We start from the raw sequence: 26,126 nt of genomic DNA, 5'->3' as shown, positions 1-26,126 counted from the left end.
TTCCGGGACAGGGTCACCCGTATTCTCAGGAGCTGCCAATGTCCGGCTACGTCCTCGCCATCGACCAGGGCACGACCTCCTCCCGCGCCATCGTCTTCGACGACGGTTTCCGGGTCGTCGGGATGGGCCAGGAGGAATTCCCGCAGCATTTCCCCCGCTCCGGCTGGGTCGAGCACGATCCGGAAGACATCTGGTCGTCGGTGGTCGCGACCGTCCGCTCGGCGCTCGCCGACGCCTCGCTGTCGGCAGCCGACATCGCCGCGCTCGGCATCACCAACCAGCGCGAGACGACGCTGATCTGGGACCGCGCCACCGGCAAGCCGATCCACAATGCCATCGTCTGGCAGGACCGGCGCACCGCCGAGATCTGCCAGCGCCTCGTCGCCGAAGGCAGCGAACCGGCGATCACCGCGAAGACCGGTCTCATCGTCGATCCGTATTTCTCCGGCACCAAGATCGCCTGGCTGCTCGACAATGTCGACGGCGCGCGGGCGAAGGCCGAGGCCGGCAAGCTCGCCTTCGGGACCGTCGACTCCTTCCTGCTCTGGCGCCTCACCGGCGGCCGCGTCCACGCTACCGACGCCACCAATGCCTCGCGGACGATGCTGTTCGACATCGCGGCCAACGACTGGGACGACGAGCTGCTGCGGCTCCTTCGCGTGCCGCGCGCGCTGCTGCCGAGCGTCGAGGATTGCGACGCCGAATTCGGCACCACCGACGCTTCGCTGTTCGGCGCGGCGATCCCGATCCGCGGCGTCGCTGGTGACCAGCATGCGGCGACGCTCGGCCAGGCCTGCTTCGAACCCGGCATGGTGAAATCCACCTACGGCACCGGCTGCTTCGCCGTGCTCAACACCGGCGCCGAGCGCATTACCTCGCACAACCGGCTGCTGACGACGATCGCCTATCGCCTGGCCGGCAAGACCGCCTTCGCGCTCGAGGGCTCGATCTTCGTCGCCGGCGCGGCGGTGCAGTGGCTGCGCGACGGTCTGAAGATCGTCGACCGGGCCGAGCAGACCGGCCCGATGGCGGCGCGGGCCGACGAAGCCCAGGATGTCTACATGGTGCCGGCCTTCACCGGCCTCGGGGCACCGTGGTGGGACGCCGAGGCCCGCGGCGCGATCTACGGCCTGACCCGCAAGACCGGGCCCGACGAACTGGCCCGGGCCGCGCTCGAGGCCGTGTGCTTCCAGACCGCCGACCTTCTCACCGCCATGCGGCGAGACTGGTCGGGCGCCTCCGACACGATCCTCAGGGTGGACGGTGGCATGGTCGCGTCGGACTGGACGATGCAGCGCCTCGCCGACATTCTCGACGCGCCGGTCGACAGGCCGGTGGTGCTGGAGACGACGGCCTTGGGCGCCGCCTGGGTCGCCGGACAGAAGGCCGGCGTCTGGCCCGACATGGCGGGCTTCGCCCAGCGCTGGCATCTCGAACGCCGCTTCACACCGCAGATGGACGCGGTGACCCGCGGCCGCAAGCTGACCGGCTGGGCCGATGCGGTACGGCGGACGCTGACATCGTAAGTCGAGCGATCGCGGCCCTGAGGCTGCGCCGCGTGTATGCGCAACCGGTCACCTCCTACCGCTAGACAACGGGATATCCCCCCATTACCTTGAGGATATCCATCCGGAGGCCGTCATGCCGCTCTACGTCAAGGACCGCGAGGTCGGCGAACTCGCCGACCGCCTCGCCAAGCTCAAGAAGACCAGCAAGACCGAGGCAGTGCGCCAGGCGTTGCGGTCTGAGTTGGAGCGGAACACGGCGACGGAATTGAAACCGTCGAAAGTCGACCCGCAGACGCAGGCTTACGTCGACAACGGATTGAGGGTCGCGCGCACGATCCGCGCCAGGTATCCGGCGGGCGGCCCGGGACTACCGGTGACGAAAGAATGGATCGACAGCCTCTACGAGGATGATTGATGTTCGTTGACGCCTCGGCCCTTTGCGCTTTGGTGCTCGAGGAGGAGGATGCCGAAACGATCCTGGCGCGAATGAAGTCGGCCGACAGGCTGCTCGTATCACCCACGGTGATCTGGGAGACGGTTATTTCCTGCTCCCGCCGCGTCGATTGGCAGCTGGAAAACGCGCAGGCGGCCGTTCTGGATTATCTGATTGAGATGCACATCGCCATCGTCGCGATCCCGCCCGAGGCTGCCGCCCTCGCAGTCGAGGCCTATGCCCGCTTCGGCAAGGGCCGGCACAAAGCCGGGCTGAACTTCGGCGACTGCTTCGCCTATGCCTGCGCCCGGCATTTCGACGTTCCGCTGCTCTATAAGGGCGACGACTTCGCCCACACCGACATCGCGGCCGCCTGAGCCGCGCAGACGCGGAGAGGACGCTGCAACGGACGGCAGCCGGCGCGACGCGCATCCGCCGTTGACCTTTGTCGCCCGATCCGCTTGACGTGCCGCATTCGGACCCGTTGCAGCTGTGACGCCTTCCCGCCCGCAAGAGACCCGCCATGACCACCAGAGACATCGTCTTCATCGCCCTTTTCGCCGCCCTGATGGCGGTGCTGGGCGCCTTTCCGCCCCTGATGATCCCGGCGCTCGGCATTCCGATCACCGCGCAGTCGATGGGGCCGATGCTGATGGGCGGCATTCTCGGCGCGCGGCGCGGCGTCCTCGCCATGCTGCTTTTCCTGGCGCTGGTCGCCGTCGGCCTGCCGCTGCTCTCGGGCGGCCGCGGCGGCCTGGCACCCTTCGTCGGGCCCTGGGCTGGCTTCATCTATGGCTGGGTCGCGGCGAGCTTCGTCATCGGCTGGCTGACCGAGCGCTTTTGGACGCGCCTGTCCTTCCCGCTCGCCTTCGCCGTCGCCGTGCTCGGCGGCATCGGCGTGATCTATGCGATCGGCGTGCCTTGGTATTCGGCGATGTCCGGCATGGGGCTTCGGGAGGCCTTCATCGGCTCGGCCGTCGCCTTCATCCCCGGCGACCTGATCAAGGCCGGCGTCGCCGCGGCGGTGATCGTCGCGGTGCGGCGCGCCTATCCACTGATCGCGCCACGCCGCGCCCGCTCGGCCTGAGGCGCGATGCGTCCGGCCCTGCGGTGATCGTCCTTCGCGGCGTCTCGGTCGAGCGGGCCGGACGCATCGTCCTGTCCGATCTCGACCTGACGTTCGCCGAGCGCCGCGTCGGCATCATCGGCGCCAACGGCTCGGGCAAGAGCAGCTTCGCCCGGCTGCTCAACGGTCTCGTCCTGCCGGCGACGGGCGACGTCAGCGTCGACGGGCTGGACACGAAGGCGAAGGGCAAGGAGGTGCGCCGCCGCGTCGGCTTCGTCTTCCAGAACCCGGACAACCAGATCGTCTATCCCACCGTCGGCGAGGACCTCGCCTTCGGGCTGAAGGGCCGCGGCCTCGACAAGGCAGCGATCGCCGGGCGCGTGCAGGCGGCGCTGGAGCGCTTCGGCCTCGCCGGCTTCGAGGACCGGCTGGCGCATGAGCTGTCCGGCGGCGAGCGCCAGATGGTGGCGCTGGCCGGGGTCATGGTGACCGAACCGGCCTGGCTGGTCATGGACGAGCCGACGACGCTGCTCGACCTGCGCAACACGCGCCGGGTGATGGACGCCGTCGCCGCGCTCGACCAGCACGTCGTCTTCGTCACCCACGACCTGGATCTGCTCGCCGGTTTCGACCGCGTGCTGGTGTTCGAGGCGGGCCGGCTCGTCGCCGACGCGGCTCCGCGCGAGGCCATCGCCGCCTACCGGGTGATCGCCGGATGATCGCCGGGCTCTACCGGCCGGGGACGAGCCCCGTGCACCGCGCCCGCGCCGGCACCAAGCTGGCGCTGCTGCTCGGCCTCGGCACGCTACTCTTCGCGGTGGACGACGTCGCCCTCGCCGCGGCCGCGCTCGCTATCACTCTCGCCGCCTTTGCGCTGGCCCGGATCCCGGCGCGCGTCGCCTTCGCGCAGATCCGCCCGGCGCTGTGGATCCTCGGCATCCTGTTCGCCGTGCAGCTCTGGCTTGTCGGGCTCGAACCGGCGCTGCTCCTCGTCCTGCGCTTCGCCGCGCTGATCCTGGCGGCTTCGCTGGTGACGCTGACGACGCGCACCGCCGAGCTCGTCGCGGTGATCGAGTGGGCGCTCGGGCCGCTCGGCCGCGTCGGCGTCGACGTCACCAAGGTGAGCCTCGCGCTGTCGCTCGCCATCCGCTTCATTCCGGCCGTCTCTGCCATCGCCGACGAAGTGCGCGAGGCACAGCGCGCCCGCGGCCAGGACCGCAATATCGTCGCGCTGGCCGTGCCGGTGATCGTTCGTCTCTTGAAGATGGCGGACGAGATCGCCGAGGCGATCGACGCGCGTTCCTGAGGCGGGAAATATTCCCTATGTCTTGCCAAACGCTCCCGAAAGCGAGACGGCGGGGCGGGGTCCGCGCTAGAAAGCTTGCGGGCACGCCACGACGATTTCGAAAGGATCGTTCATGCGATGGCTTCACGCGACACTCGCTGCTTCGCTGGCTCTCCTCGTCTCGACGCTCTGCGCGTCGGCGCAGCAGCCGGCGGCTCTCGAGACCCTGCGGGTCGGCATCCTGCAATACGGCACGGTGAACTGGGAACTCGACGCGATGACCCGCAACGGCATCGATGTGCGCCACGGCGTCGATGTCGAGCTGGTGCCGTTCGCCGGCGAGGACCCTTCCAACGTGGCGCTGCAGGCGGGCGCGGTCGACATGATCGTCTCGGACTGGCTCTGGGTCTCGCGCCAACGCGCGGCCGGCGCCGACTTCACCTTCGCGCCCTATTCCACCTCGGTCGGCTCGATCATGGTGCCCGGCGACAGCCGCATGGAGGCGCTCGCTGATCTGCGCGGCAGGACGCTCGGCGTCGCCGGCGGGCCGCTCGACAAGAACTGGCTGCTGATCCAGGCGCTGGCCAAACGCGACGGCCTCGACATCGCGGCGGAGAACGAGATCGTCTATGGCGCGCCGCCGCTGCTGACGGCCAAGGCGGAAAGCGGCGAGCTCGATGCCGTGCTCAACTACTGGCACTACGCCGCCCGCCTCGAGGCGCAGGGCTTTCGCACGCTGATCTCCGGTACGGAGGCGGCGATGGCGATGGGCACCGCCGGCCCGGTCGCGGCGATAGGCTGGGTGTTCCGCGACAGTTTCGCGGAAGATCACCCGAAGGCGATCGAAGCCTTCCTCGCTGCCGACGCCGAAACCAAGACGCTCCTGCGCGATTCCGACGAGGAATGGGTGAAGCTCGCGCCGCTGGTGAAGGCCGAGAACGAGAAGACCCTGGCAACGCTGCGCGACCGCTACCGCGAGGGCATCCCGACGCGCAGCGCGGAAGACGAAATCGCCGACACCCGTGCGCTCTATCGGCTGCTGGCCGAGATCGGCGGCGAGCGGCTGGTCGGCCCGTCCCCGGAGCTCGTCGAGGGGACCTACTTCACCGGGCGCAAGAATGGCGCTTGATGCTGCTGCTGCCGGTCCCGGCCGGGCCGAGAACCGGGCGCTGCCCAGCCTGATCGTCATCCTCTCGCTGGCGGTGCTGCTGGCCGTGTGGTGGGTCGCCGCGTCGCTCGCCGACAGCCGCGTCCTGCCCTCGCCGGCCGCCGTCGCCGCGGCCTTCTGGCGCGACGCGCTCACCGGCGAGCTGTTCTTCCATCTCGGCATGACGCTGTTCCGGGTCGCGGCGTCCTTCCTCCTCGCGATGGTCTTCGGCTCGATCATCGGCGTCGCGCTCGGCATGAGCCGGCAGGCCAACCGTTTCTTCGACCCGTGGCTGATCCTCTTCCTCAACATCCCGGCGCTGGTGGTCATCGTGCTGGCCTATATCTGGTTCGGCCTCAACGAGATCGCGGCGATTGGGGCGATCGCCGTCAACAAGATCCCGAATGTCGTCGTCACCATGCGCGAGGGCGCCCGGGCGCTCGACCGCCAGCTGGCGGAGATGGCCTCGGTCTACCGCTTCGGCCGGATGAAAACGCTCCGCCACGTCATCATCCCGCAGCTGCAGCCCTATCTTGCTGCCTCCTCCCGGTCGGGCCTCTCGCTGATCTGGAAGATCGCGCTGGTGGTCGAGCTGCTCGGCCGCTCCAACGGCGTCGGCTTCCAGATCCACCTCTATTTCCAGCTCTTCGACGTCGCCTCCATCCTCGCCTATACGCTGGCCTTCGTGGCCGTCATGCTCATGATCGAGTTCCTGCTTGTCCAACCGCTTGAAGCCCGTGCCACGCGCTGGCGCCGCTGACCCTCTCGACATCGCGATCCGGAACAAGGCGTTCCGCGGCGCAGATGGCGGCCTGCTCGAGGCGATCGACGACGTCGCGTTCACCGTGCCCGCCGGCAGCTTCACGACGCTGATCGGCCCCTCCGGTTGCGGCAAGACGACGACGCTGCGCATCGTGCTCGGCCTCGACACGGAATTCGAGGGGCATGTGAGGCTGCCGGGCGCGACGCCCCGCATCGCGGCGGTGTTCCAGGAGCCGCGCCTCCTGCCCTGGCGCACCGTCGAGGAGAATGTCCGCCTCGCTTTGCCGCCCGAGCTTGAAGGCGCCGACCTCTCGGACCTCTTCGCCATCCTCGGCCTCGACACGATGCGCTCGCGCTTTCCCGGCGAACTATCGCTCGGCCTCGCCCGTCGCGCCGCCCTCGCCCGCGCCTTTGCCGTCGAACCGTCGCTGATCCTCCTCGACGAGCCCTTCGTCTCGCTCGACGAGATGACCGCCAGCCGGCTGCGCACGCTCCTGACGACGGTCTGGTCGGCCCGCCCGACCACCGCGCTGATGGTCACCCACAATCAGCGCGAGGCGGTGGAACTGTCCGACCGCATCGTCTTCCTGACGCCCCGCCCCGCCACGGTGCACGGCATCCACGAAATCACGACACCCCGCCCCGCCCGCGACGCCGCCTGGCGCGAGCGCGAGCTCGCCGAACTGGACCGGCTGTTCCCGGGGGTGCTGTAGGGGCGGCTGCTTCTGCGCACGATGCTTCTGCTGCTCCTGCCCGAGCATCCTTCTGCTTCTCTCCGAGCGTCCCCCGCGCTTCCACTCGCGGCATCTCCCGGCGCACAGTGCAGGTACAGCCGTTCCCTCCCTGACGGCGTCATCCTCGGGCCCCTATCGTCCACTGCCCATCCCCGCTTGACCTTCCCGCCCCCGCAGCCGACTTTCGACCCCATGAATCAGATTCGTTCCGTGTGCGTCTATTGCGGGTCCTCCGCCGGGCGCGATCCCCATTATGTCGAAAGCGGCAGGCAGCTCGGCCGCGACATGGCCGAGGCCGGCATGCGGCTGGTCTATGGCGGCGGCACGCGCGGCATCATGGGTGCGGTCTCGGACGGCGTCGTCGCCGCCGGCGGCCAGGTCACCGGCATCATCCCGCGCTTCCTCATCGACATGGAGGCGACGGAGCGCGAGCTCGACCGGCTCGACGAACTCGTCGTGACCGAGGACATGCACGAGCGCAAGCACCTGATGTTCCAGCGCTCCGACGCCTTCGTGGCGCTGCCCGGCGGGATCGGCACGCTGGAGGAGCTGGTCGAGATCATGACCTGGAGCCAGCTCGGCCGGCACGCCAAGCCGATCGTCATCGCCAATGTCGGCGGGTTCTGGGATCCACTCGCCCGGCTCTTCGACCATATGAGGGACGAGGGCTTCATCCACAGCGCGCATCAGGTGCAGCCGATCGTCATCGACGACGTCGCCGACATCGTGCCGCGGCTGTCGGCGATCGCCGTGCCCGAAGCAGACGAGGGTCGCGCCGAGATCATCGAGCGGCTTTAGCCCGGGCATTTCGGTCTTTCGGTTGCGGTACGCCGCCAGCGGCCTAGATGCGGTGGTGCGGCAACCGCCGCACTCCCCGCTTCCGCGAATCGCGACAAGGACCCGCCCACCCATGGCCGAAAAGCGCTCGACCCCGAAGATCGAAGTCCGCATCGCGACGAAGAGCGATGTCGACGCCATCATCGCGCTCTCGTCCAAGGTGTTCCGCGAGGAGCCGGGCTATACGCGCGGCATGATCCTCGGCCAGCTCTCGGCCTTTCCCGAGGGCCAGTTCGTCGTCGTCTACGAGGGCGACATCGTCGGCTATGCCGCCACGATGATCCTCGCCGAGGAAAAGGCGCTCGCCCAGCACAGCTGGGCCGAGGTCACCGGCGGCGGCTATGCGGCGATGCACGACCGGCGCGGCGAGTGGCTGTACGGCACCGAGATCTGCGTCGATCCGGACCGGCGGCGCCTCAGGATCGGCAAGCGGCTCTACGATGCGCGGCGCCGGCTCTGCCAGGATCTCGACCTCAAGGGCATCGCCTTCGGCGGCCGGATGCCCGGCTATCGCCGCAACGCCAGGCGCTTTGCCTCGGCGGAGGCCTATCTGGAAGCGATCCGTGCGGGCGAGGTGAAGGATCCGGTGGCCTCCTTCCATCTGGCGGCCGGCTTCGAGCCGGTGCGCCTGCTGGAGGGCTACTATCCGAAGGACGAGGCGTCCGGCGGCTTTGCGGCGCTGATGGTCTGGCGTAACCCTTATTACGATCCCTCGCGCGCCGATCAGCCGGTCAATCGCGGCAACCCCGACGTGGTGCGCGTCGTCACCGTGCAGATGAAGGCGCGGCGCATCGCCAAGCCGCAGGATTTCTACGACGCGGTCGAATATTTCGTCGAGGTGGCCTCCGAATATGGCGGCGACTTCGTCGTCTTCCCCGAGCTCTTCACGCTGATGCTCCTGTCCTGCGAGGCCGAGGAGCTGAAGCCGGAGGCGGCGATCGCGCGCCTGACCGAGCACACGCCGGATTTCGTCCAGCGGATGACCGACATGGCGATCCGCCGCAACATCAACATCATCGGCGGCAGTCACGCGACCCGCACCGAGGCCGGGGCGATCCAGAACGTCGCCTATGTGTTCCTGCGCGACGGCTCGGTGCATGTGCGCGAGAAGATCCACCCGACTCCCAACGAGCGCCAGTACTGGCAGATCAAGGGCGGCGACCGGGTCGACACGATCGAGACCGACTGCGGGCCGATCGGCGTGATGATCTGCTACGATTCGGAGTTTCCCGAGGTCGCCCGACGGCTCACCGACCAGGGCGCACGGATCCTGTTCGTGCCGTTCAATACCGACACCCGCCACGGCTATCTTCGGGTGCGCTATTGTTGCCAGGCGCGCGCGATCGAGAACCAGTGCTACGTCGTCACCTCCGGCATGACCGGCAATCTCGGCAATGTCGACAATCTCGACATCGAATACGCCCAGTCGGCGATCTTCACCCCTTGCGACTTCCCCTTTGCCCGCGACGGCATCGCCGCGGAGACGTCGGAAAACGTCGAGATGGTGACCGTCGCCGATCTCAACCTGGCGACGCTCAACTGGGCCCGCTACGAGGGCTCCGTCCGCAACCTGCGCGACCGGCGGCTCGATCTCTACCGCACGCGCTGGTCCGACGGCGGCTGAGCCGCCCCGGCCAGCAGCGCTTCAGCCGGCATTCCCGCCACGGGCGCCTGCCGCGCCCGCCGTTCGGCGCGCGTCGAGCGGAACAGCGCTACCGTGTAGAGGATCAGCGCTGCCCAGATGAAGGCGAAGGCGACCAGCTGCCAGACGCTGAACGGCTCGCCGAAGACGAAGACCGCGGTCAGGAAGATCAGCGTTGGCACGGCGTATTGCAGGATGCCGATCGTCGAGTAATGCAGGAGCCGCGCGCCGGCGGCATAGAGGATCAGCGGGATCGCCGTCAGCGGCCCCGCCCCGATCAGCATCGCGGTCTCCCAGCCATTGCGGAGGAAGTGGCCCTCGCCCGGCAGGAAGAACGCGATCACCAGTACCGACGGCAGCGCCAGGATCGCCACCTCCAGGAAGAAGCCTTCCGAGGCGCCGACCGGCACCATCTTGCGGAGCAGGCCATAGGTGCCGAAGGTCACCGCGAGGATCAGCGAGATCCACGGCAGGCCGCCCGCCTTGACCGTCAGGATCGCGACGCCGATCGCGGCGAGGCCGATGGCCATGGACTGGATGCGGTTCGGTCGCTCGCCCAGCACCAGCGCGCCGAGGACCACGTTGACCAGCGGGTTGATGTAGTAGCCGAGCGCCGCCTCGACCGCGTGGCCGGCGACGATGGCGTAGACATAGGTGCCCCAGTTCACCGAGATCAGCATCGCCGTCATCGTCGCCAGCGCTACCGTCCGCAGGTCGGTGAAGTGCCGCCAGACCCCGCCCAGCAGCCCCTGCCACCAAAGGATCAGCAGGGCAAAGGGGATTGCCCAGATGATGCGGTGCCCGACGATCTCCAGCGGCGAGACGTCCGCCAGGAGCTTCATGTAGATCGGCAGGATCAGGCCCCAGATCGCGAAGGCGCCGAGGGCGTAGGTGAATCCCTGACGCTGTGCGGTTTCGGCCGCTGGCATGGCAAGACCTGATGGTGGTTGAGGATCCCTGCGGTCTAGCAGACCCGCGGCGCACCGCCACCCGAATTCAGCTTATCGCTGTAATCACGATCGTTGATGGGTGCGGCCGCCCTCAGCCGTCGGCGAAACGGTCCGTCGCCTCGATCAGGTGATGCAGGATGCCGGGCTCGGAGAAGGCATGGCCGGCGCCCTCCACCAGATGAAACCCGGCCCGCCGCCAGGCCTTGCTCAGCTCCCAGGCGATGCGCGCCGGACATGGCATGTCGTAGCGGCCATGGACGATTACCCCGTCGATGTCCTGCAGTCTGTGTGCATCGCGCAGCAGCTGGCCTTCTTCAAGCCAGCCGGCATGGACGAAATAATGGTTCTCGATTCGCGCGAAGGCGAGCGCGAAGGAGGCATCGCCGAACTGCCCGCCGACCGACTCGTCCGGCAGCAGCGTGATCGTCTCGCCCTCCCACAGGCTCCAGGCGAGCGCGGCTTCGGCCTGCGCCGCCTTGTCCTCGCCGACGAGGCGGCGGCGATAGGCGGCCATCATGTCGCCGCGCTCGGCTTCCGGGATCGGCGCCAGGAAGCGCTCCCATTTGTCCGGGAACATCTCCGAGACGCCGAACTGGTAGTACCAGGCGAGTTCCGCCCTCGTCAGCGTGTAGATGCCCCGCAGGATCAGCGCGCTCACCCGATCGGGATGGGTCTCGGCATAGGCCAGCGCCAGCGTGGAGCCCCAGGACCCGCCGAAGACCACCCATTGCTCGACGCCGACCAGGGAACGCAGCCGCTCGATATCGTCCACCAGGTGCCAGGTCGTATTGGCCTCGAGCGAGGCGTGCGGGGTCGAGCGGCCACAGCCGCGCTGGTCGAAGATCAGGACGTCGTAGCGCGACGGGTCGAACAGTCGGCGATGCACCGGCGAGGCGCCCCCGCCCGGCCCGCCATGCAGGAATACGGCGGGGGTGCCACCCTTCGTGCCGCAGCGCTCCCAGTAGATCCGGTGGCCGTCGCCGACATCCAGCATGCCCTGCTCATAGGGCTCGATCTCCGGATAGAGGCCGCGCAGTTCGCCGTGCTGCATGCTCATGCCCTTGCCTGCTCGTCGGCGTCCGGAGCGTCGGCGTGCTGGAAGGAGACGAGCGTGCGCAGGAATTCCAGCGCCTCCGCGTCGTCTTCCGACGCCCGGCCCGGCAGCTCATGCAGTCTGTCGACATAGGCGATCTTGCCCTCGACGCCATACTGGAGCGTCGGTGCGATCGTGGCCGGGTCGTCGAAGGCGCCGATCGCCAGCGCCACGCCGTCCGGCGCCTCGTAGGTCAGCGGCGTGCCGCAGGACGGGCAGAAGCCGCGGACGACATGGTTGGACGAGCGGAAGCGCGTCGGCTCGGCCTTCGTCCAGGTCAGCGCGCCGTCAGGCACCGAGACCAGCGGCGCGAAGAAATTGCCGAAGGCCTTCTGGCACATGCGGCAATGGCAGATCGACGCCTTGCCGAGGTCGCCCTCGACGCGAAAGCGCACGGCGCCACACTGGCAGCCACCGGTATGGAAAGTCATGTCGGTCGGGCTCCGTTGAAACAGCTCAGGTGATCTTAGTGCGGGGCCCGCCCCCCGCCAGCCTCAGGACTTGCCGGCGAAACGGTCCGTCGCCGCCAGCAATTCGTTGAGGATGCCCGGCTCGGCAAAGGCATGGCCGGCGCCCTCCACCATCCGGTAGTCGGCGCGCGGCCAGGCCTGTGCCAGCTGCCAGGAGGTGATCGCCGGCGTTACCACGTCGTAGCGGCCCTGGACGATCACCGCCGGGATGTCCTGCAGCCGGTCGATGTTGGCGATCAGCTCGCCCTCCTCCAGCCAGAGGTCGTGCGAGAAGAAGTGGTTCTCGATGCGCGCGAAGGCGATGGTGCCGTCCGAGACCGGGCCGGAAGACGATCCCTCGCCGCCGCGGCCGGTGCGCAGCGTGACCGTGGCAGACTCCCAGCCGGTCCAGGCCCGTGCCGCCTCGGCGCGCACCGCCCGGTCGGGATCGTTGAGCCGCCGCGCATAGGCGGCCAGCAGATCGTCCTGCTCGGCTTCGGGGATGGGCCCGAGCAGATTCTCCCAGCGATCGGGGAACAGCCGGTTGGCACCGGCCTCGTAGAACCAGTCGAGCTCGGAACGCCGGCCGGTGAAGACGCCGCGCAGGATCATGCCGCTGACCCGCGTCGGATGGCGCTCGGCATAGGCCAGCGCCAGCGTCGCGCCCCAGGAGCCGCCGAACAGCAGCCAGCGATCGGCTCCGGTGAGGTTCCGCAGCCGCTCCAGGTCGGCGACGAGATGCCAGGTGGTGTTCGCCTCCAGCGAGCCGAGCGGCGTCGAGCGCCCGCAGCCGCGCTGGTCGAACAACAGGATGCGGTATCTCGCCGGATCGAACAGCCGCCGGTGCTGCGACGAGGCGCCGCTGCCGGGCCCGCCATGCAGGAACACCACGGGCAGGCCATCGGGATTGCCGCAGAGCTCGTAATAGATCTGGTGGCCGTCGCCGACATCGAGTCGACCGGTCTGGTAGGGCTCGATGGCGGGATAGGGCTTGCGGAAGGAGTCGGTCATGCCTTGGCTTGTAGGGCGGATAGCCGGATTTTGCACGGGAGCCGGCTGGCCTCAATTCGTCTCAGTCCGCCGAACTTGCCGCCATGGCTGAAAATGGCTATATTTTCTGTACACTTTCCATGAGGATGGACATGGTCGACAAGACAGTGACGGCGACCCAGTTCAAGGCCGACTGCCTCAAGCTGATCGACGCGATGAACGCCAGCGGCGAACCGGTGATCGTCACCCGCCATGGCAAGCCAGTAGCGCGGCTGGTGCCGGCAGAGACGGACAGTCCCCGTCCATCGCTGTTCGGCTCGATGAAGGGTACGATCCATTACGCTGACGACCTGATCGAACCGGCGGCGGATCCCTCGGATTGGGAAGCGCTTCGTTGAGCTTGCTCGATACGCATTGCCTCGTTTGGTACCTGAACGGCGATACACGGATGGGGCCAAAGACGAGAGCGCGAATAGAGGCGGAGTGGGGTTCAGGCAGTGGCGCGGCCGGCATCGCTGCCATGACGCTCTGGGAAATCGCGATGCTCGTCTCCAAGGGCCGCCTCAGCGTCGGCCAGGATCTCGGCAGATGGTTCGCCTGGCTGCTCGGCGACGGTGGGATGCGACTCCTCGCCTTGGATGCCCGTGTCGCGGTAGACAGCGTGAGCTTGCCGGGCTCGTTCCACAGCGATCCGTCCGACCGTCTGATCGTCGCCACGGCCAGGTGCCATGACATGCCCCTTCTGACCGCCGACCGAGCCATCCTTGCCTATGGCGCCCAGGGCCACGTGCAGGCAATCGACGCAACGCTCTAGGCGGGCGCAACAGCGTCGCCGCCGTGGCGAGGTGCGGGTACCGTCTCTCTTCCCCGCGTTTCCCCAGCGGAGCTCAACCGTGAGCTCTTGTCCCACCGGCAACGGCGCATGCGTGGCAGAGAGGCACGTCGCCGCCCGCAGCGTGAACGGCGCTGACTGGATTCTCGGGACGGGGCCCGAGGATGACGTCCATGGGATGGATAGGCCGTTCACCGACGGTGGCGGAGCGGGCCGGTTCTGCAGCTCGACGGTGCCGGAGAACCGCCCTTTCTCGCGCGGCATGCCCGGGTCAACGCGGAGGAATGGGTCCCCGGGTCAAGCCCGGGGATGACGCCGAGAGGGGAGGTCGGGGATAGCCGCCCCGTTTCCCGCTGCGGCATCTGGCGATTTTAGCGTTTCACTTCCCAGGTCGTGATGCGCTCGCCGGTTTCGGGGTCCTTGCCGTCCTTCAGCTGGATACCCTGCCCCAACAAATCGTCGCGGATGCGGTCGGCTGCGGCGAAGTTCTTGGCGCGCAGGAGCTCGAGGCGCTTGTCGATGATCGCCCGGACGTCGTCCGATACCGCGTTGGAAACGACGAGATCGATGCCGACGAGTGCCAGGCACGCCAAAGCGGCAGAGGCCCCGACCTGCCTTTGATCGTCCGCGACGAGCCCGCTGGAGTCCTGACCGAATCCGAATGAACCGGCGCTCGCGTCAGTCGTGGCACCCGGCTCCGCCCATCGCCCCTGATTGAACAGCGCATGCACGACCTGCAGCGCGCCGCCGAAATCCAGATCGTCAGCCAAGACTCGCATAAATGCCGGGTCCGCAGCCGTCGCCGCAGCCCCTTCCTCGGCGGCGATCCGGCGCCAACGCGTCAGGATGGCTTCCGCCTCCTCCAGCCGCTTCACGGAAAAATCGATCGGCTCGCGGTAATGCGTCATCAGCATTGCCAGGCGCAGCACTTCGCCCGGCCACTTCCGCCCGCCGAAATTCTCCGTGTGCAGCAGGTCGTGGATGGTGACGAAATTGCCGTCCGACTTCGACATCTTGCGGCCTTCGACCTGCAGGTAGCCGTTGTGCATCCAGATCTGCGCCATCGTGTCGGTGCCGTGGGCGCAGCGCGACTGGGCGATCTCGTTCTCGTGGTGCGGGAAGATCAGGTCGAGCCCGCCGCCGTGGATGTCGAACTCCTCGCCGAGCAGCGCCCCGCTCATCACCGAGCACTCGATGTGCCAGCCCGGCCGGCCGCGGCCCCAGGGCGAATCCCAGCCCGGCTCGTTCTCGGCCGACAGCTTCCACAGCACGAAGTCGCCGGGATTGCGCTTGTGGCTGTCGACGGCCACCCGCGCGCCGGCGCGCTGCTCGTCGAGCTTGCGGTTGGAGAGCCTGCCGTAGTCCGGCATCGAGGTGACGTCGAACAGCACCTCGCCGCCGGCCTGGTAGGCGTGGCCCTTCTCGATCAGCGTGGCGATCATCGCGACCATGTCCTGCCCGTCGGCCCGGCCGGCGACGTAGTCGGTGGCGCGCGGCTCGACGGTGGGCGGAAGGCAGCCGAGTGCGGCGACGTCTTCATGGAACTGCTCGGCGGTCTTCGCGGTCACTGCCGCGATCGCGGCGTTCAGCGGCAGGTCGGGATAGTCGCGCGCCGCCCGCGCGTTGATCTTGTCGTCGACGTCGGTGATGTTGCGCACATAGGTGACGGCCTCGTCGCCATAGAGGTGGCGCAGCAGCCGGAACAGCACGTCGAAGACGATGACCGGGCGGGCGTTGCCGATATGGGCGAAGTCGTAGACGGTCGGCCCGCAGACATACAGGCGCACCCGCCGGTCAGCCTCGGCTATGCCGGAATCCTGCCAGGCGAGCGGGCGGAATTCCTCCTTGCGCCGCGTCATCGTGTTCCAGAGCGTCAGGCCGCGAAAGCCGTCATCCATCGGTCTGCCTCGATCGTCTGTGCCGCGCGCCGTCGGGGCGCACTGCCTCGTTCAACTGCTGCCGTGGTGGCGTCGTCGCCATGACGCCCTCACCCGCCAGCGGGCTCTGGCTAGCGCCAAACGGGCCGCCTGACAAATGCGCGGGTCCGCTCTCGCAAGTGTGATTCCCGCGAGCCATGACGTGCTTGCGGCGGGCCTTTGCACGAAATCTCCGCAAAATGGTGAGCCGGCAAAAATTCGTGCCCGTGGCGACCCCCGGCGATGTGACAGGAATGCAACGCCAATCCGCTTAGCGACACAACGGCTTAGCGGCGTCAGTTCCGTAATCGCTTCTGCCCATAATCTGGCGCAATCGCAGTGCCGGATCATCCTCCCAGCAGCCCACGGACCCATGGCCATGATTACCAAGAGTGTTGAGTTCAAATCGAAGCGCGAACGCGAGCAGGAGGTCGATCTTGCCAAGAACTATCGCGCCATCGGCATCCCGGCCATCGCCGCCGCCAGCCAGTCCTGGCTGAAGGCCAAGGCGCCGAAGCTGCAGCGCGACGAGACCTTTCCGGCGATGATCCCGGCGGAGTAATCGGCCGCCTGCGCCCTTAGAACAGGCTGCCCTGCGCCTCGCCGTCCGGCGGGGTCGCTGCCGCCGGCGGGGCTTCGGCGGTTTCATCGAGCGGCGCCTGCACGTCGGGCCCGGTATTGGCGACCTTGTTAACGCGGTCGGATATCCGGACGATGTCGAAGAAACCGTCTTCCGGCGGTGCCAGAATGTCCGCCACCGCTGCCGGGTCGTAGTCCCGGCAATCCAGCCAGCGCGCGTAGTCGTCCTGATCCACCACGATCGGCGTCCGGTCGTGGATCGCCGCTATACGGCCCGAGGCCGCCGTGGTCAGGATCGCGGCGGTGTCGATCTCGCCGCCGTCGGGGCCGTGCCAGGTCTCCATCAGTCCGGCGAAGGCGAAGGGCCGGCCGTCGGCAGGTTTCAGGAAATGCGGCTCGGACTTCGCCTTGCCCTGCCGCCGCCACTCGTAGAAGCCGGACGCGGGAACGAGGCAGCGGCGATAGCGCATGGCACCGCGGAAGGCGTTCTTGTCCGCCGCGGTCTCGGCTCGCGCATTGATCAGCAGCGGAAAGCTCTTCACGTCCTTGACCCAGCCGGGGATCAGCCCCCATCTCGCCAGCAGCGCCCTGCGGTTCGGCCGGTTGGCGCCGGGCCGCTCCGCCTCGCCGCCGATCGCGATCAGGATCGGCTGGGTCGGCGCGATGTTGTAACGCGGCGGATATGGGTCCAGATCGATGAGGGCCAGCAGCTCGGCGACCGCATCGGGTGGAGCCGTCAGGGTGAAGCGTCCGCACATGGACAGCGTTTGAGCCGCAGCCGGCACCGGAAGTCAATCGTCAGAGGTATCCTATGCTCGATCGCCCCACCCGCCCGCTGCTCGGCGTTTCGGTTTGCCTGTCGCGCGCCGGCCGGATCCTCCTGGTGGAGCGCCGCCGCGACCCTTACGCGGGGCGGCTGAGCCTGCCGGGCGGCGGCGTCGACTTCGGCGAGCGGCTGGAGGTGGCGGCGCGGCGCGAGATGGCCGAGGAGACGGGGCTGACGACCGGGCCGCTGCGCTTCGTCACGCTGCACGAGGCGATCGGCGGGCAGTTCCATGCCGTGATCGCGGTCTTCGCCGGGGCCCTGCCGTTCGAATCCGTGCCGCAGGCCGGGGACGACGCGGCGCGGCTGCATCTCCTCACCCTCGACGAGATCGAAGACGCCGAACGTGTCCAGCGCACCACGCCGGGCCTCGGGGAGATCGTCGAGAAGGCCGTCAACGCCACGCTCATTCACTGATTTACGGCTGTTGCGGGAAGAGCGCATGGCGCACCATATCTCGCGCTCGAGCCGTCCGGCGCTTGCATAAGCGTTAACGAAATCGGAAAGTTTTCGCATGTGCGTTCGCCCCCTCATCACTGCGCTCGTCCTGGCATCCGTGGTCCTTGGCCCGGTCGGGACGGCGGCGGCGCAGACGGAGACGCCGGCGGCGGAAGCCGAGGCTCCGGCCGCCGAGGAAACGGCGGCGGTGCTGCCGAGCGACGCGCCCTACATGCGGCCGATGGGCCGTCTCGCCGCGATCCTGGGCTCGATGCACTTCCTGCGCCGGCTCTGCGGGGACGCCGAGGCGGATCTCTGGCGGGTCAAGATGCAGGAGCTGATCGTCGCGCAGGCGCCGAACGAGGCGGACCGCCGGCGTCTCGTGGCCAGCTTCAACAGCGGCTATCGGGCATTCGAATCGACCTACCGGCACTGTACGCCGGCAGCGCAGGTGGCGGTGAGCAGGTATCAGAGCGAGGGCGCCGCGCTGGCGCGCGAGATCGGCGTCAGGTACGGGAATTAAGGTGGGGTTAACGATTTCGGAAGAGTGCGACGATTTTCGCGCCCGGATCGTGCTAGGGACCTTAACGGGACGTGAAGCCGAAAGGCTGCAATTGAGGGGTTCAGATGATCGATTTGCACGGGGCCGAGCTGGAAGAGCTGATCCAGGCCGAGAAGAAGCAGGTCGCGTTCGAGTACCATAACGAAGCCTGGGCCGACGGCATCTCCGACGGAATCGAGGCGGAGATCCTCGCCGAGACCGCGATCACCACCGCGCTGACCGAGCTGATCCGCCTGCACGGCGAAGACGACGTGTTGACGATGGTCGAGTCGCTGCGCCAGCGAATCGAGTTCGGCGAATTCCGCTCGGACCGGACCATCCAGTAATCGCCCGCCCGTTTTCGTCCCCCATGCCGGCCGTGCCGGCAGCCGCCCTCTGAAGGTGCTGACGCCTGTGCGCCGTACCAACTTCGTCCTGACGATCGCTCTTGTCCTGCCGGTATTTGCCGCGGCAACTCCCGTTGCCGCCTTCTCGCGGATCGATCCCGGCGAGGGACGCTCGGATTCCCGGGAGGGGATCATCGCCGTGCCGCTGCCGCCGCTCCCGGGGGCCGCGCCTGCGACCACGCCTTCGCAGCTTCCGTCATCTCCCGTGCACGAAGGCACCGACGCCGGCGAGGTGCCGCTGTCGCCCGCCGATGAAGCGGACGACGCTGCGGCCCCCGCCGAGGGGGATGATGCGCAGCCGGACCAGCGTCCCGCCACCAGCGACGAAACCGCTCCGACGCCGTTCCGCGATGGCGCCGCAGCTGCCGAGCCACTGGCCGCCGACATCGCCTATGGGGAGGAGTCCCTGCCGCGCCCGGTGCGCGACCTGCGGTCCAGGCTGATCGAGATCGCGCGCAGCGGCGAGATCGAGCGTCTGCGGCCCTATATCGAAACCGGCGAGGACGGCACGGTGCTCAGCTTCGGCCCGACCATCGACGACCCGATCGAGTTTCTCAAGGCCAGCTCCGGCGACGGCGACGGCGTCGAGACGCTGGCGATCATGCTGGAGATCCTCGAGGCCGGCCATGCCCGCGTCGAGCCGAACGCGCCGAACGAGATTTTCGTCTGGCCGTATTTCACCCAGGTTCATCTCGAGGATCTGACGGCGCCGCAGAAGGTCGAGCTTTTCGAGCTTGTGACCGCCGGGGACTACCAGGGAATGCTGGATTTCGGCGGCTACAATTTCTACCGGCTCGGCATCACGCCGGATGGCCGCCTGGCGTTCTTCGTCAGCGGCGACTGACGTTTGCCGCTAGGCTGATCCGGCCAGCCGCGCGTCGAGCAGCGCGATCGCGTCCGCCGCGCCCATCACCGCCGCAGCATCACGCGCCGTCGTGCCTTCCGGGGTGCGGGCGGCAATGTCGGCCCCACGCTCCAGCAGGCAGTCGACGAGCTCCGTGCGGTTGAACATAGCCGCCATCATCAGCGGCGTGCGCCCGTCCGGGCCAGCCCCGTCGACCTTGGCGCCATGATCCAGCAGCAGCCGGGCGATCTCGGCCTCTCCCTTGAACGCGGCGCCTGCCAGCGGCGTCTGGCCGCGATCGTTGACCAGCTCCGGATCGGCGCCGCGCGTCAGCAGCAGCTCGGTCAGCGCCACATGGCCGTGATAGCTCGCCAGCATCAGCAGGCTGTCGCCCTTGTCGTTGCGGAAATTCGCCGGCAGGCCCTGGTCGAGGAACGCCGTCATCGCTTCGCTGTCGCCGTTGCGGGCGGCATCGAAGACCCTGGCTGCCAGCGCCTGTGTGGCTTCCTCGATCGCGGCGGGATCCATAGCGTCGTCGTCGGTCATCGAATGCTCCTCGGAAACTGATGCCGGTCGCCGGCGTCTCAGCGCAGCGGCGCCAGCGTCTCGACGAATTCCGCCGGCTGGCCCTCACCGCCCTCGACGATCTCGCCCTCCCACATGACGCGGTTGCCGCGCACGAAGGTGCCGACCGGCCAGCCGGTGACCCGCCTGCCGTCATAGGGCGTCCACTGCGCGCGCGAGCCGATCCAGTCGTTCGTGATCGTGGATTCCCGCTTCAGGTCGACGATGGTGAGGTCGGCGTCGTAGCCGAGCGCGATGCGGCCCTTGCCGGCGAGGCCGAAGATGCGCTGCGGGCCGGCCGAGGTGAGGTCGACGAAGCGCGCGAGACTCAGCCGGCCGTTGGCGACATGGTCGAGCATGATCGGCACCAGCGTCTGCACGCCGGTCATGCCCGACGGCGACTGAGGATAAGGCTTCGCCTTCTCCTCCAGCGTGTGCGGGGCGTGGTCGGAGCCGAGCACGTCGACGACGCCCGCCGCGATACCGCGCCAGACGCCGTCGCGGTGGCGGGACTCGCGCACCGGCGGGTTCATCTGCAGCTTGGTGCCGAGGTTGGCATAGTCGTCGGCGGTCAGTGTCAGATGATGCGGAGTCGCCTCGCAGGTGGCGTTGCGCTTGTGGGCGGCGAGAAAGTCGATCTCCTCTGCCGTCGAGATGTGCAGCACGTGGATGCGCGCGCCGGTCTCCTCGGCGATGGCGACCAGCCGCTCGGTGCAGCGCAGCGCCGCGATCTCGTCGCGCCAGACCGGGTGCGAGGAAGGATCGCCGGCAACCCTCAGCCCGGCGCGCTCGCGCAGGCGGAACTCGTCCTCGGAATGGAAGGCGGCACGGCGGCGGGTCGCCGACAGGATCTCGCGCACGCCGTCGTCGTCCTCGACCAGCAGCGAACCGGTGGAAGAGCCCATGAACACCTTGATGCCGGCGGCGCCCGGCAGGCGCTCGAGCTCGCGGATGTCGGCGACATTGTCGCGCGTGCCGCCGACCCAGAAGGCGAAGTCGCAATGCATGCGCTTGCTGCCGCGCCGGACCTTGTCGGCGAGCGCCGCCTCGCTGGTGGTCAGCGGGTCGGTGTTCGGCATCTCGAAGACGCAGGTGACGCCGCCCAGCACCGCGGCGCGCGATCCGGTCTCCAGATCCTCCTTGTGCTCGGCGCCCGGCTCGCGGAAATGCACCTGGCTGTCGATCACGCCCGGCAGGATGTGCAGCCCAGTGCAGTCGACGACCGCGCCGGCCGATGCGGGGTCCAGCGACCCGATCGCGACGATGCGCCCGCCGCTGATGCCGATGTCGCGAATCCCCGCGCCATCCTGGTTTACCACCGTCCCGCCGGTCAGCAGCGTGTCGTAGGTTGTCGCCATCGTCGTCTCTCCGCTTGTTCCGCCGGCGCGCCCGGCTTACGTAAATGCGCCTGGTCACACAAGCGAGCTGCCCCATGCCCGTCGCCCGCCTCGCGGATCGCGCCACCCTCCTCGTCACCGGCGAGCCCGCCGAACATTTCCTGCAGACGCTGGTCACTGCCGATCTCGACAGCCTGGCCGAAGGCGAGATGCGTCCCTCCGCGCTGCTCACGCCGCAGGGCAAGATCCTGTTCGAGTTCCTCATCGGGCGGGTGCCGGGCGGCTTCCGGCTGGATATTGCCAAAGCGGCCGTCGAGGCTTTCGCCAAGCGTCTCGCGCTCTACCGGCTGCGCACCAAGGTGGCGATCGAGCCCGGCGACGAGCCCATCTACGCGGTCTGGGACGAGGACCTCGATGCAGTCGACGCATTGCGCGACCAGCGCTTTCCCGATCCTGTCTGGCGCGTCTACGGCGCCCCACCGGAGGGCGCCGCCGAGGCGGAGCCGGCCGATTTCGAGCGGCTGCGGATCCGCGCCGGCATCGCCGAATCGGATACCGACTATCCCGGTTCTGAAGTCTTCCCGCACGACGTGCTGCTCGACCAGAATGGCGGCGTCTCCTTCAAGAAGGGCTGCTTCGTCGGCCAGGAAGTCGTCTCGCGCATGCAGCACCGCGGCACGGCGCGGCGCCGGCTGATGCTGGTCGAGGCCGACGGGCACCTGACCCCCGGGGTGAACATCGAAGCCGGTGGCCGGACGATCGGCACGGTGCTCTCGGCGTCCGGCTGCGACGGCTTCGCGCTGATCCGCATCGACAAGCTGGCCGACGCGCTGGTGGCGGATGCCGAGCTGACGGCGGACGGCGTCAGCGTCACCGCGACCGTGCCGCCCTGGGCCGGCTTCGCGCTGCCAGAACCCGTTGCTGCGGGCACAACGGCCGACGCCGCCGGAGACGCCGAATGAGCCGCACGGCGGGGAGCAAGCCCGCCCGGGTCTGGCAGCGCATGCTGTCCGGCCGCCGGCTCGACCTGCTCGATCCCTCGCCGCTCGACGTCGAGATCGAGGACATCGCCCATGGGCTGGCGCGCGTTGCCCGCTGGAACGGCCAGACGCGCGGCGACCATGCCTTCTCGGTCGCCCAGCATTCGCTGATCGTCGAGACGCTGGTGGCCGCCAGCGGCGCCGAGCCGCGCTGGTGCCTCGCCGCCCTCCTGCACGACGCGCCGGAATACGTCATCGGCGACATGATCTCGCCCTTCAAGAGCGTCATGGGCGGCGACTACAAGCTTGTGGAGCAGCGCCTGCAGGCGGCGGTGAATCTCCGCTTCGGCCTGCCGCCGTCCCTGCCCGCCGGTGTGGAGAAGGCGATCAAGGCCGCCGACCGCGTCTCGGCCTATCACGAGGCGGTCCTGCTGGCGGGCTTCGCGGCCAAGGAAGCCGCAACCTTCTTTGGCAGGCCGGCCGCCGAGCTGGTCGAGCCCGCCGCCTTCACGCCCGTGCCGATCGCCGCCACCGAAAAAGCCTTCCTCGCCCGCTTCGCCGCGCTCGACGCAGAGTGTCGGGCCGGCGCACACGATGTCGCACGCGCCGCCTTGCGGGGATGACTTCGGCCCGTCGCGACCCATAGTGTGAGCCCATGACCTATCTCGTCGTTTCCTCCCTCGCCGAACTTCACACGACCGTCGCCGACCACGGCGCGCTCGACCTCGTGACGCTGATCAATGCCGATACGCCGGTGCCCCGCCCTCCGTCGATCGCGGCGGACCGGCATCTCTTCCTCGGCTTCAACGACATCGTCGAGGAGATCGACGGCATGACCGCGCCGGCGGTGCACCACATCGACCAGCTGCTGGAATTCGGCGCACGCTGGAACCGCGAGAAGCCGCTGGCGATCCACTGCTTCGCCGGGATCAGCCGCTCCACCGCCGCCGCCTACATCACCGCGATGGCGATCAACCCCGACCTCGACGAACAGGCCCTCGCGGAAGAGCTGCGCCGTCGCGCGCCCTCCGCCACCCCCAACGCCCGCCTCGTCGCCTTCGCCGACGACCGCCTCGGCCGCGGCGGCCGCATGGTCGACGCGATCCGCTCGATCGGCCGCGGGGAAGAGGCGTATTCCGGCACGCCCTTCGTGCTGCCGCTGGTGTTGTGAGGGGCGCGATAACGGGCTGAAGCGAAGCGACCGCTGTTAGCGCGTTGTCGCCGGATGCTGAAAGACGTATAATACGTCTTCAGATCAGGAGGCTCGCATGCAGGCTTTCACGTCGATCGACCTTCAGAAACAGACCGGCGACGTTCAGCGGGCCGCCTCCCGCGAGGGCGCCGTGATCACTTCCCATGGCAAGCCGCGGAACGTCATGCTGTCGGTGGAGGAATTCTGCCGGCTGAAGCGCATCGCGAAGGAGGCCGTGCCGCCATCCTTGCTTGCCCGCAGCGCGGTCACCGTCCGGCATGTTCCGGATCCGCTCGGCTACGATGTCACGGACTTCCGGACCGCCGCCCGGCAAATGGCGGACGATGCCCTGGCTGGGACGAACGACGCCGCGGTCGAAGCGGAACTTGCCGCCGTGCGCCAGAAGGTCGGGCGAAGAGTTCCGTGATCGACCGTCCCGACGCTTCCGATATCAGGACCCCGCGCTTCCTGATTATGGACAACACGCCGCTATCGCTGCTGGGGTGCATCGAGGCCTTGGACTGGCTGTTCGAGCCGGGATGCGCGGTGACGATCACCGACATGGTTGTCGCAGAAGCCACCCGCGAGCCCGGCGAAGGCAAAGACCAGCGGCGCGTGACGCGTACCTATGTCGGCGCCTGGCTGACGAAGAACCGCGCCAGGCTCACAATCCTGGCGACTGCCGAAGGCGCACGATATGACCGCGAAATGCGACTCTGGGAGCGCGCTGGGAAGCCGGACGATCTGCGTCCATCGTGGAACGACCGTGGCGAACGAAGCCTCCTTGCAGCCGTCCAGGTGTTGAAGCAGGCGCTTCTGCTGGGTGAAGAGATCATCGTCATCGTCGACGACCGTGACGCACGCGATGCCGTCAGGGCCGTTCGCGCAGACCTTACGATGATGGGGACGCGGACCTTCATTCGCTGGATGGACGAGGACTTCGGCGTTCGCGGCGCCGACACCGCCTGGCAGGCCATCAGGCTGGCGACAGACGAAACCGCTGACGAGGGCGCGGAGGAAGACCCCGTCTTCGTCCGGATGGGCCCCTGAGGTTCAGACCGAAGTCGGAGAGCGCAACTTCGCCCCTCACCCCCGTGGCTTGTACACATGCTCCGGCCCCGGGAACGCCCGGCTCCTGACCTCCTCCGCATAATCCCCGACCGCCTTCTCCACCGCCGCGCCCAACTCGGCGTAGCGCTTGACGAAGCGGGGCGGGCGTTCGGTGAGGCCGAGCATGTCTTCGAGCACGAGGATCTGGCCGTCGCAGGCTGCCGCTGCGCCGATGCCGATCGTCGGGGCGGCGATGGCGGCGGTGATCTCGACGGCCAGCGGCTCGACGATGCCTTCCAGCACCACGGCGAAGGCGCCGGCGTCGCTGACGGAGCGGGCATCGGCGAGGATCGCCGCGCGGCCCTCTTCGTCATGGCCCTGCGTCCTGAAGCCGCCGAGCGCGTTCATCGCCTGCGGCGTCAGCCCGACATGCGCCATCACCGGAACGCCGCGTTCGGCGAGAAACGCGATGGTCTCGGCCATGTGGGCGCCGCCCTCGAGCTTCACCGCGCCGCAGCCGGTCTCGGCCATCACGCGGGCCGCCGTGCGGAACGCCTCGGCCGGGCCGGCCTCGTAGCTGCCGAAGGGCAGGTCGACGACGACCAGCGCCGCCGGCGCACCGGCCATCACGGCGCGGCCATGGGCGATCATCAGCTCCAGCGAGACGCCGAGCGTCGACTCCATGCCGTGCTCGACCATGGCGAGGCTGTCGCCGACCAGGATGATCTCAACATAGGGGTCGACCAGCCGCGCCATCACGGCGTTGTAGGCGGTGACCGCGACCACGGGCGTCGCGCCCTTGCGGGCCCTGATGTCCGGCGCGGTCAGCCGCTTCTTGCGGATCTCGGCACTCATGGCGTCACTCCCTTGTCATTTCCCTCGACGACGCGCTGGTCGATCAGCAGCACGTCGCCGAAATTCGCCGTCACCAGCATCACCACCGGCCGCGCGCCGATGCGCGTAACCGGCGCCAGCGTCGCCGGGTCGCGCAGATCGAGCGAGCGTAGATTCGCTCGTGGCTCGGCCTCGATGGTCGCCCGCATCGCCGCCAGCACCCTATCCGGGTCGCCCTCCCCGGCGCCGATCATCGCCGCGCCCTCGTCCAGCGCCCGCGCCAGCACGGCGGCGGCCGCGCGATCCTCCGGCGACAGCCGCACGTTGCGCGACGACAGCGCCAGCCCGTCCGCCTCGCGCACCGTCGGCACCGCGACGATCTCGACGGCCATGGCGAGATCCGCAACCATGCGGCGGATCACCGCCAGCTGCTGGAAATCCTTCTCGCCGAAATAGGCCCGGTCCGGCTGGACGATGTTGAACAGCTTTGTCACCACCGTCGCGACGCCGCGGAAATGCCCGGGCCGCTGCTCGCCGATCAGTATGTCGCCGAGCGGCTCGGCCGCGACGAAGGCCTGCATCGGCTCGGGATACATCTCGCTTACCGTCGGCGCGAAGACGAAATCGACCGGATAGGCCGACAGCCGCTCCAGGTCGCCGGCGAGATCGCGCGGATAGGCGTCGAGGTCCTCGCCGGGGGCGAACTGCGTCGGGTTAACGAAGATCGTCACCACGACGCGGTCGCACTCGGCACAGGCGCGTTCCACCAGCGCCAGGTGCCCGTCATGCAGATAGCCCATGGTCGGCACCAGGCCGATCGTCTCGCCGGCCCGCCGCATGGGCGCAAGCGCCGCGCGTAGTGCGGCGATCTGGTCGATTCGTTGCAAGGCGTC

At 68.4% G+C, this 26,126-nt stretch carries 33 protein-coding genes; 23 read left to right on the top strand and 10 right to left on the bottom strand.

The window, feature by feature from the left end; all coding sequences use genetic code 11:
* The first annotated feature begins 38 nt into the window (after window positions 1–38).
* The 11 genes from glpK (at window position 39) to GGR03_RS16800 (ending at window position 9,396) form a co-directional block, all read left to right on the top strand.
* Window positions 39–1,526, top strand: a complete 1,488-nt coding sequence (gene glpK, locus GGR03_RS16850) for a glycerol kinase GlpK (RefSeq protein ID WP_183209903.1) — start codon at window positions 39–41, stop codon at window positions 1,524–1,526.
* A 115-nt stretch (window positions 1,527–1,641) separates the two neighbouring features.
* Complete coding sequence (locus GGR03_RS16845; RefSeq protein ID WP_183209902.1) at window positions 1,642–1,923, top strand: type II toxin-antitoxin system VapB family antitoxin; 282 nt, start codon at window positions 1,642–1,644, stop codon at window positions 1,921–1,923.
* Window positions 1,923–2,318 (top strand): type II toxin-antitoxin system VapC family toxin, encoded by a 396-nt coding sequence (locus GGR03_RS16840; protein WP_183209901.1) that lies wholly within the window; start codon window positions 1,923–1,925, stop codon window positions 2,316–2,318. Before GGR03_RS16845 ends, GGR03_RS16840 begins: the two co-directional genes overlap by 1 nt.
* 146 nt (window positions 2,319–2,464) lie before the next feature.
* On the top strand, window positions 2,465–3,028 hold the full coding sequence (locus GGR03_RS16835; RefSeq protein ID WP_183209900.1) for a biotin transporter BioY: 564 nt from the start codon (window positions 2,465–2,467) through the stop codon (window positions 3,026–3,028).
* A 23-nt stretch (window positions 3,029–3,051) separates the two neighbouring features.
* Window positions 3,052–3,726, top strand: coding sequence for an energy-coupling factor ABC transporter ATP-binding protein (locus tag GGR03_RS16830; protein WP_183209899.1), 675 nt, complete (start codon window positions 3,052–3,054; stop codon window positions 3,724–3,726).
* Window positions 3,723–4,313: an energy-coupling factor transporter transmembrane component T family protein gene (locus GGR03_RS16825; protein WP_183209898.1), complete on the top strand. Its 591-nt coding sequence runs from the start codon at window positions 3,723–3,725 to the stop codon at window positions 4,311–4,313. The genes GGR03_RS16830 and GGR03_RS16825 overlap by 4 nt, the downstream gene beginning before the upstream one ends.
* A gap of 112 nt (window positions 4,314–4,425) precedes the next feature.
* Window positions 4,426–5,421, top strand: a complete 996-nt coding sequence (locus GGR03_RS16820; RefSeq protein ID WP_183209897.1) for an ABC transporter substrate-binding protein — start codon at window positions 4,426–4,428, stop codon at window positions 5,419–5,421.
* Complete coding sequence (locus tag GGR03_RS16815) at window positions 5,411–6,199, top strand: ABC transporter permease (protein WP_183209896.1); 789 nt, start codon at window positions 5,411–5,413, stop codon at window positions 6,197–6,199. The genes GGR03_RS16820 and GGR03_RS16815 overlap by 11 nt, the downstream gene beginning before the upstream one ends.
* Window positions 6,156–6,914, top strand: coding sequence for an ABC transporter ATP-binding protein (locus GGR03_RS16810; protein ID WP_246368106.1), 759 nt, complete (start codon window positions 6,156–6,158; stop codon window positions 6,912–6,914). The genes GGR03_RS16815 and GGR03_RS16810 overlap by 44 nt, the downstream gene beginning before the upstream one ends.
* Before the next feature lie 213 nt (window positions 6,915–7,127).
* Complete coding sequence (locus GGR03_RS16805; protein ID WP_183209895.1) at window positions 7,128–7,733, top strand: LOG family protein; 606 nt, start codon at window positions 7,128–7,130, stop codon at window positions 7,731–7,733.
* A gap of 112 nt (window positions 7,734–7,845) precedes the next feature.
* Window positions 7,846–9,396, top strand: coding sequence for a carbon-nitrogen hydrolase family protein (locus GGR03_RS16800; protein WP_183209894.1), 1,551 nt, complete (start codon window positions 7,846–7,848; stop codon window positions 9,394–9,396).
* On the opposite strand, the gene rarD is transcribed toward GGR03_RS16800, so the two are convergent.
* The 4 genes from rarD to pip (GGR03_RS16780) all read right to left on the bottom strand — a co-directional run bounded on the left by rarD (window position 9,366) and on the right by pip (GGR03_RS16780) (window position 12,917).
* Window positions 9,366–10,343 carry an EamA family transporter RarD gene (gene rarD, locus GGR03_RS16795; RefSeq protein ID WP_183209893.1) on the bottom strand — a complete coding sequence of 326 codons (978 nt, stop codon included), beginning with the start codon at window positions 10,341–10,343 and terminating at the stop codon, window positions 9,366–9,368. The two genes, GGR03_RS16800 and rarD, sit on opposite strands and share 31 nt — an antisense overlap.
* A 112-nt stretch (window positions 10,344–10,455) precedes the next feature.
* On the bottom strand, window positions 10,456–11,421 hold the full coding sequence (gene pip / locus GGR03_RS16790) for a prolyl aminopeptidase (RefSeq protein ID WP_246368105.1): 966 nt from the start codon (window positions 11,419–11,421) through the stop codon (window positions 10,456–10,458).
* Complete coding sequence (locus GGR03_RS16785) at window positions 11,418–11,888, bottom strand: GFA family protein (RefSeq protein WP_183209892.1); 471 nt, start codon at window positions 11,886–11,888, stop codon at window positions 11,418–11,420. Before GGR03_RS16785 ends, pip (GGR03_RS16790) begins: the two co-directional genes overlap by 4 nt.
* A gap of 63 nt (window positions 11,889–11,951) precedes the next feature.
* The gene (pip, locus tag GGR03_RS16780) at window positions 11,952–12,917 is read right to left on the bottom strand and encodes a prolyl aminopeptidase (RefSeq protein ID WP_183209891.1); all 966 of its coding nucleotides are present in this window, start codon (window positions 12,915–12,917) and stop codon (window positions 11,952–11,954) included.
* A gap of 131 nt (window positions 12,918–13,048) precedes the next feature.
* Here pip (GGR03_RS16780) and GGR03_RS16775 point away from each other — a divergent pair, with 131 nt between their 5' ends.
* Together GGR03_RS16775 and GGR03_RS16770 are read left to right on the top strand one after the other, a co-directional pair.
* Window positions 13,049–13,294, top strand: coding sequence for a type II toxin-antitoxin system Phd/YefM family antitoxin (locus tag GGR03_RS16775; protein WP_183209890.1), 246 nt, complete (start codon window positions 13,049–13,051; stop codon window positions 13,292–13,294).
* A complete protein-coding gene (locus GGR03_RS16770; RefSeq protein WP_343058843.1) occupies window positions 13,276–13,710 on the top strand; it encodes a type II toxin-antitoxin system VapC family toxin in 435 nt (144 codons plus the stop codon). The genes GGR03_RS16775 and GGR03_RS16770 overlap by 19 nt, the downstream gene beginning before the upstream one ends.
* 389 nt (window positions 13,711–14,099) lie before the next feature.
* Here GGR03_RS16770 and cysS read toward each other — a convergent pair whose 3' ends face one another.
* Window positions 14,100–15,626 carry a cysteine--tRNA ligase gene (gene cysS / locus GGR03_RS16765; RefSeq protein ID WP_183209888.1) on the bottom strand — a complete coding sequence of 509 codons (1,527 nt, stop codon included), beginning with the start codon at window positions 15,624–15,626 and terminating at the stop codon, window positions 14,100–14,102.
* 397 nt (window positions 15,627–16,023) lie between these two features.
* Here cysS and GGR03_RS16760 point away from each other — a divergent pair, with 397 nt between their 5' ends.
* On the top strand, window positions 16,024–16,206 hold the full coding sequence (locus tag GGR03_RS16760) for a hypothetical protein (RefSeq protein ID WP_183209887.1): 183 nt from the start codon (window positions 16,024–16,026) through the stop codon (window positions 16,204–16,206).
* A gap of 16 nt (window positions 16,207–16,222) precedes the next feature.
* Here GGR03_RS16760 and GGR03_RS16755 read toward each other — a convergent pair whose 3' ends face one another.
* Complete coding sequence (locus GGR03_RS16755) at window positions 16,223–16,981, bottom strand: SOS response-associated peptidase (protein WP_183209886.1); 759 nt, start codon at window positions 16,979–16,981, stop codon at window positions 16,223–16,225.
* A 53-nt stretch (window positions 16,982–17,034) separates the two neighbouring features.
* Between GGR03_RS16755 and GGR03_RS16750 the strand changes: the two genes are divergently transcribed.
* The 4 genes from GGR03_RS16750 (at window position 17,035) to GGR03_RS16735 (ending at window position 19,276) form a co-directional block, all read left to right on the top strand.
* On the top strand, window positions 17,035–17,463 hold the full coding sequence (locus GGR03_RS16750; protein WP_183209885.1) for an NUDIX domain-containing protein: 429 nt from the start codon (window positions 17,035–17,037) through the stop codon (window positions 17,461–17,463).
* Between the two features lie 97 nt (window positions 17,464–17,560).
* Window positions 17,561–18,007, top strand: coding sequence for a TIGR02301 family protein (locus GGR03_RS16745; protein WP_183209884.1), 447 nt, complete (start codon window positions 17,561–17,563; stop codon window positions 18,005–18,007).
* 104 nt (window positions 18,008–18,111) lie between these two features.
* Complete coding sequence (locus GGR03_RS16740) at window positions 18,112–18,372, top strand: hypothetical protein (protein ID WP_163043408.1); 261 nt, start codon at window positions 18,112–18,114, stop codon at window positions 18,370–18,372.
* Between the two features lie 67 nt (window positions 18,373–18,439).
* A complete protein-coding gene (locus tag GGR03_RS16735; RefSeq protein ID WP_183209883.1) occupies window positions 18,440–19,276 on the top strand; it encodes a hypothetical protein in 837 nt (278 codons plus the stop codon).
* Window positions 19,277–19,285: 9 nt separating this feature from the next.
* Here GGR03_RS16735 and GGR03_RS16730 read toward each other — a convergent pair whose 3' ends face one another.
* Both GGR03_RS16730 and GGR03_RS16725 read right to left on the bottom strand, forming a co-directional pair.
* A complete protein-coding gene (locus GGR03_RS16730) occupies window positions 19,286–19,822 on the bottom strand; it encodes an ankyrin repeat domain-containing protein (RefSeq protein ID WP_246368104.1) in 537 nt (178 codons plus the stop codon).
* A gap of 38 nt (window positions 19,823–19,860) precedes the next feature.
* Window positions 19,861–21,198 (bottom strand): dihydroorotase, encoded by a 1,338-nt coding sequence (locus GGR03_RS16725; RefSeq protein WP_183209882.1) that lies wholly within the window; start codon window positions 21,196–21,198, stop codon window positions 19,861–19,863.
* A 74-nt stretch (window positions 21,199–21,272) separates the two neighbouring features.
* On the opposite strand from GGR03_RS16725, the gene ygfZ reads away from it, so the two are divergent.
* The 5 genes from ygfZ (at window position 21,273) to GGR03_RS16700 (ending at window position 24,399) form a co-directional block, all read left to right on the top strand.
* Complete coding sequence (gene ygfZ, locus GGR03_RS16720; protein ID WP_183209881.1) at window positions 21,273–22,139, top strand: CAF17-like 4Fe-4S cluster assembly/insertion protein YgfZ; 867 nt, start codon at window positions 21,273–21,275, stop codon at window positions 22,137–22,139.
* Window positions 22,136–22,780 carry a YfbR-like 5'-deoxynucleotidase gene (locus tag GGR03_RS16715; protein ID WP_183209880.1) on the top strand — a complete coding sequence of 215 codons (645 nt, stop codon included), beginning with the start codon at window positions 22,136–22,138 and terminating at the stop codon, window positions 22,778–22,780. Before ygfZ ends, GGR03_RS16715 begins: the two co-directional genes overlap by 4 nt.
* 32 nt (window positions 22,781–22,812) lie before the next feature.
* Entirely contained in the window at window positions 22,813–23,328 is a 516-nt protein-coding gene (locus GGR03_RS16710; RefSeq protein ID WP_183209879.1) for a tyrosine phosphatase family protein, read from the top strand.
* Between the two features lie 97 nt (window positions 23,329–23,425).
* A complete protein-coding gene (locus GGR03_RS16705; RefSeq protein ID WP_183209878.1) occupies window positions 23,426–23,776 on the top strand; it encodes a type II toxin-antitoxin system Phd/YefM family antitoxin in 351 nt (116 codons plus the stop codon).
* Complete coding sequence (locus GGR03_RS16700; protein ID WP_252920285.1) at window positions 23,773–24,399, top strand: hypothetical protein; 627 nt, start codon at window positions 23,773–23,775, stop codon at window positions 24,397–24,399. The genes GGR03_RS16705 and GGR03_RS16700 overlap by 4 nt, the downstream gene beginning before the upstream one ends.
* 36 nt (window positions 24,400–24,435) lie before the next feature.
* On the opposite strand, the gene panB is transcribed toward GGR03_RS16700, so the two are convergent.
* The gene (gene panB, locus GGR03_RS16695) at window positions 24,436–25,254 is read right to left on the bottom strand and encodes a 3-methyl-2-oxobutanoate hydroxymethyltransferase (RefSeq protein WP_183209877.1); all 819 of its coding nucleotides are present in this window, start codon (window positions 25,252–25,254) and stop codon (window positions 24,436–24,438) included.
* Window positions 25,251–26,120: a pantoate--beta-alanine ligase gene (panC, locus tag GGR03_RS16690; protein WP_183209876.1), complete on the bottom strand. Its 870-nt coding sequence runs from the start codon at window positions 26,118–26,120 to the stop codon at window positions 25,251–25,253. Before panC ends, panB begins: the two co-directional genes overlap by 4 nt.
* Between the last annotated feature and the right edge of the window lie 6 nt (window positions 26,121–26,126).

The organism is Aurantimonas endophytica (assembly GCF_014196845.1).
Lineage (GTDB): Bacteria > Pseudomonadota > Alphaproteobacteria > Rhizobiales > Rhizobiaceae > Aurantimonas > Aurantimonas endophytica.
Note: the sequence above shows the minus strand (reverse complement) of the source record. Positions and strands in the feature narration are given on the sequence as shown.

Bases quoted from the DNA above. Each gene is read 5' to 3' on its own strand.
- GGR03_RS16705 (WP_183209878.1), top strand. From the start codon at position 23,426: ATGCAGGCTTTCACGTCGATCGACCTTCAGAAACAGACCGGCGACGTT.
- GGR03_RS16745 (WP_183209884.1), top strand. From the start codon at position 17,561: ATGTGCGTTCGCCCCCTCATCACTGCGCTCGTCCTGGCATCCGTGGTC.
- panB (WP_183209877.1), bottom strand. From the start codon at position 25,254: ATGAGTGCCGAGATCCGCAAGAAGCGGCTGACCGCGCCGGACATCAGG.
- GGR03_RS16775 (WP_183209890.1), top strand. From the start codon at position 13,049: ATGGTCGACAAGACAGTGACGGCGACCCAGTTCAAGGCCGACTGCCTC.
- GGR03_RS16785 (WP_183209892.1), bottom strand. From the start codon at position 11,888: ATGACTTTCCATACCGGTGGCTGCCAGTGTGGCGCCGTGCGCTTTCGC.
- GGR03_RS16840 (WP_183209901.1), top strand. From the start codon at position 1,923: ATGTTCGTTGACGCCTCGGCCCTTTGCGCTTTGGTGCTCGAGGAGGAG.
- GGR03_RS16845 (WP_183209902.1), top strand. From the start codon at position 1,642: ATGCCGCTCTACGTCAAGGACCGCGAGGTCGGCGAACTCGCCGACCGC.
- GGR03_RS16730 (WP_246368104.1), bottom strand. From the start codon at position 19,822: ATGACCGACGACGACGCTATGGATCCCGCCGCGATCGAGGAAGCCACA.
- GGR03_RS16760 (WP_183209887.1), top strand. From the start codon at position 16,024: ATGATTACCAAGAGTGTTGAGTTCAAATCGAAGCGCGAACGCGAGCAG.
- GGR03_RS16750 (WP_183209885.1), top strand. From the start codon at position 17,035: ATGCTCGATCGCCCCACCCGCCCGCTGCTCGGCGTTTCGGTTTGCCTG.
- GGR03_RS16835 (WP_183209900.1), top strand. From the start codon at position 2,465: ATGACCACCAGAGACATCGTCTTCATCGCCCTTTTCGCCGCCCTGATG.
- pip (WP_246368105.1), bottom strand. From the start codon at position 11,421: ATGAGCATGCAGCACGGCGAACTGCGCGGCCTCTATCCGGAGATCGAG.
- cysS (WP_183209888.1), bottom strand. From the start codon at position 15,626: ATGGATGACGGCTTTCGCGGCCTGACGCTCTGGAACACGATGACGCGG.
- pip (WP_183209891.1), bottom strand. From the start codon at position 12,917: ATGACCGACTCCTTCCGCAAGCCCTATCCCGCCATCGAGCCCTACCAG.
- GGR03_RS16800 (WP_183209894.1), top strand. From the start codon at position 7,846: ATGGCCGAAAAGCGCTCGACCCCGAAGATCGAAGTCCGCATCGCGACG.
- GGR03_RS16740 (WP_163043408.1), top strand. From the start codon at position 18,112: ATGATCGATTTGCACGGGGCCGAGCTGGAAGAGCTGATCCAGGCCGAG.
- GGR03_RS16710 (WP_183209879.1), top strand. From the start codon at position 22,813: ATGACCTATCTCGTCGTTTCCTCCCTCGCCGAACTTCACACGACCGTC.
- GGR03_RS16755 (WP_183209886.1), bottom strand. From the start codon at position 16,981: ATGTGCGGACGCTTCACCCTGACGGCTCCACCCGATGCGGTCGCCGAG.
- GGR03_RS16725 (WP_183209882.1), bottom strand. From the start codon at position 21,198: ATGGCGACAACCTACGACACGCTGCTGACCGGCGGGACGGTGGTAAAC.
- GGR03_RS16715 (WP_183209880.1), top strand. From the start codon at position 22,136: ATGAGCCGCACGGCGGGGAGCAAGCCCGCCCGGGTCTGGCAGCGCATG.
- glpK (WP_183209903.1), top strand. From the start codon at position 39: ATGTCCGGCTACGTCCTCGCCATCGACCAGGGCACGACCTCCTCCCGC.
- GGR03_RS16815 (WP_183209896.1), top strand. From the start codon at position 5,411: ATGGCGCTTGATGCTGCTGCTGCCGGTCCCGGCCGGGCCGAGAACCGG.
- ygfZ (WP_183209881.1), top strand. From the start codon at position 21,273: ATGCCCGTCGCCCGCCTCGCGGATCGCGCCACCCTCCTCGTCACCGGC.
- rarD (WP_183209893.1), bottom strand. From the start codon at position 10,343: ATGCCAGCGGCCGAAACCGCACAGCGTCAGGGATTCACCTACGCCCTC.
- GGR03_RS16820 (WP_183209897.1), top strand. From the start codon at position 4,426: ATGCGATGGCTTCACGCGACACTCGCTGCTTCGCTGGCTCTCCTCGTC.
- GGR03_RS16825 (WP_183209898.1), top strand. From the start codon at position 3,723: ATGATCGCCGGGCTCTACCGGCCGGGGACGAGCCCCGTGCACCGCGCC.
- GGR03_RS16805 (WP_183209895.1), top strand. From the start codon at position 7,128: ATGAATCAGATTCGTTCCGTGTGCGTCTATTGCGGGTCCTCCGCCGGG.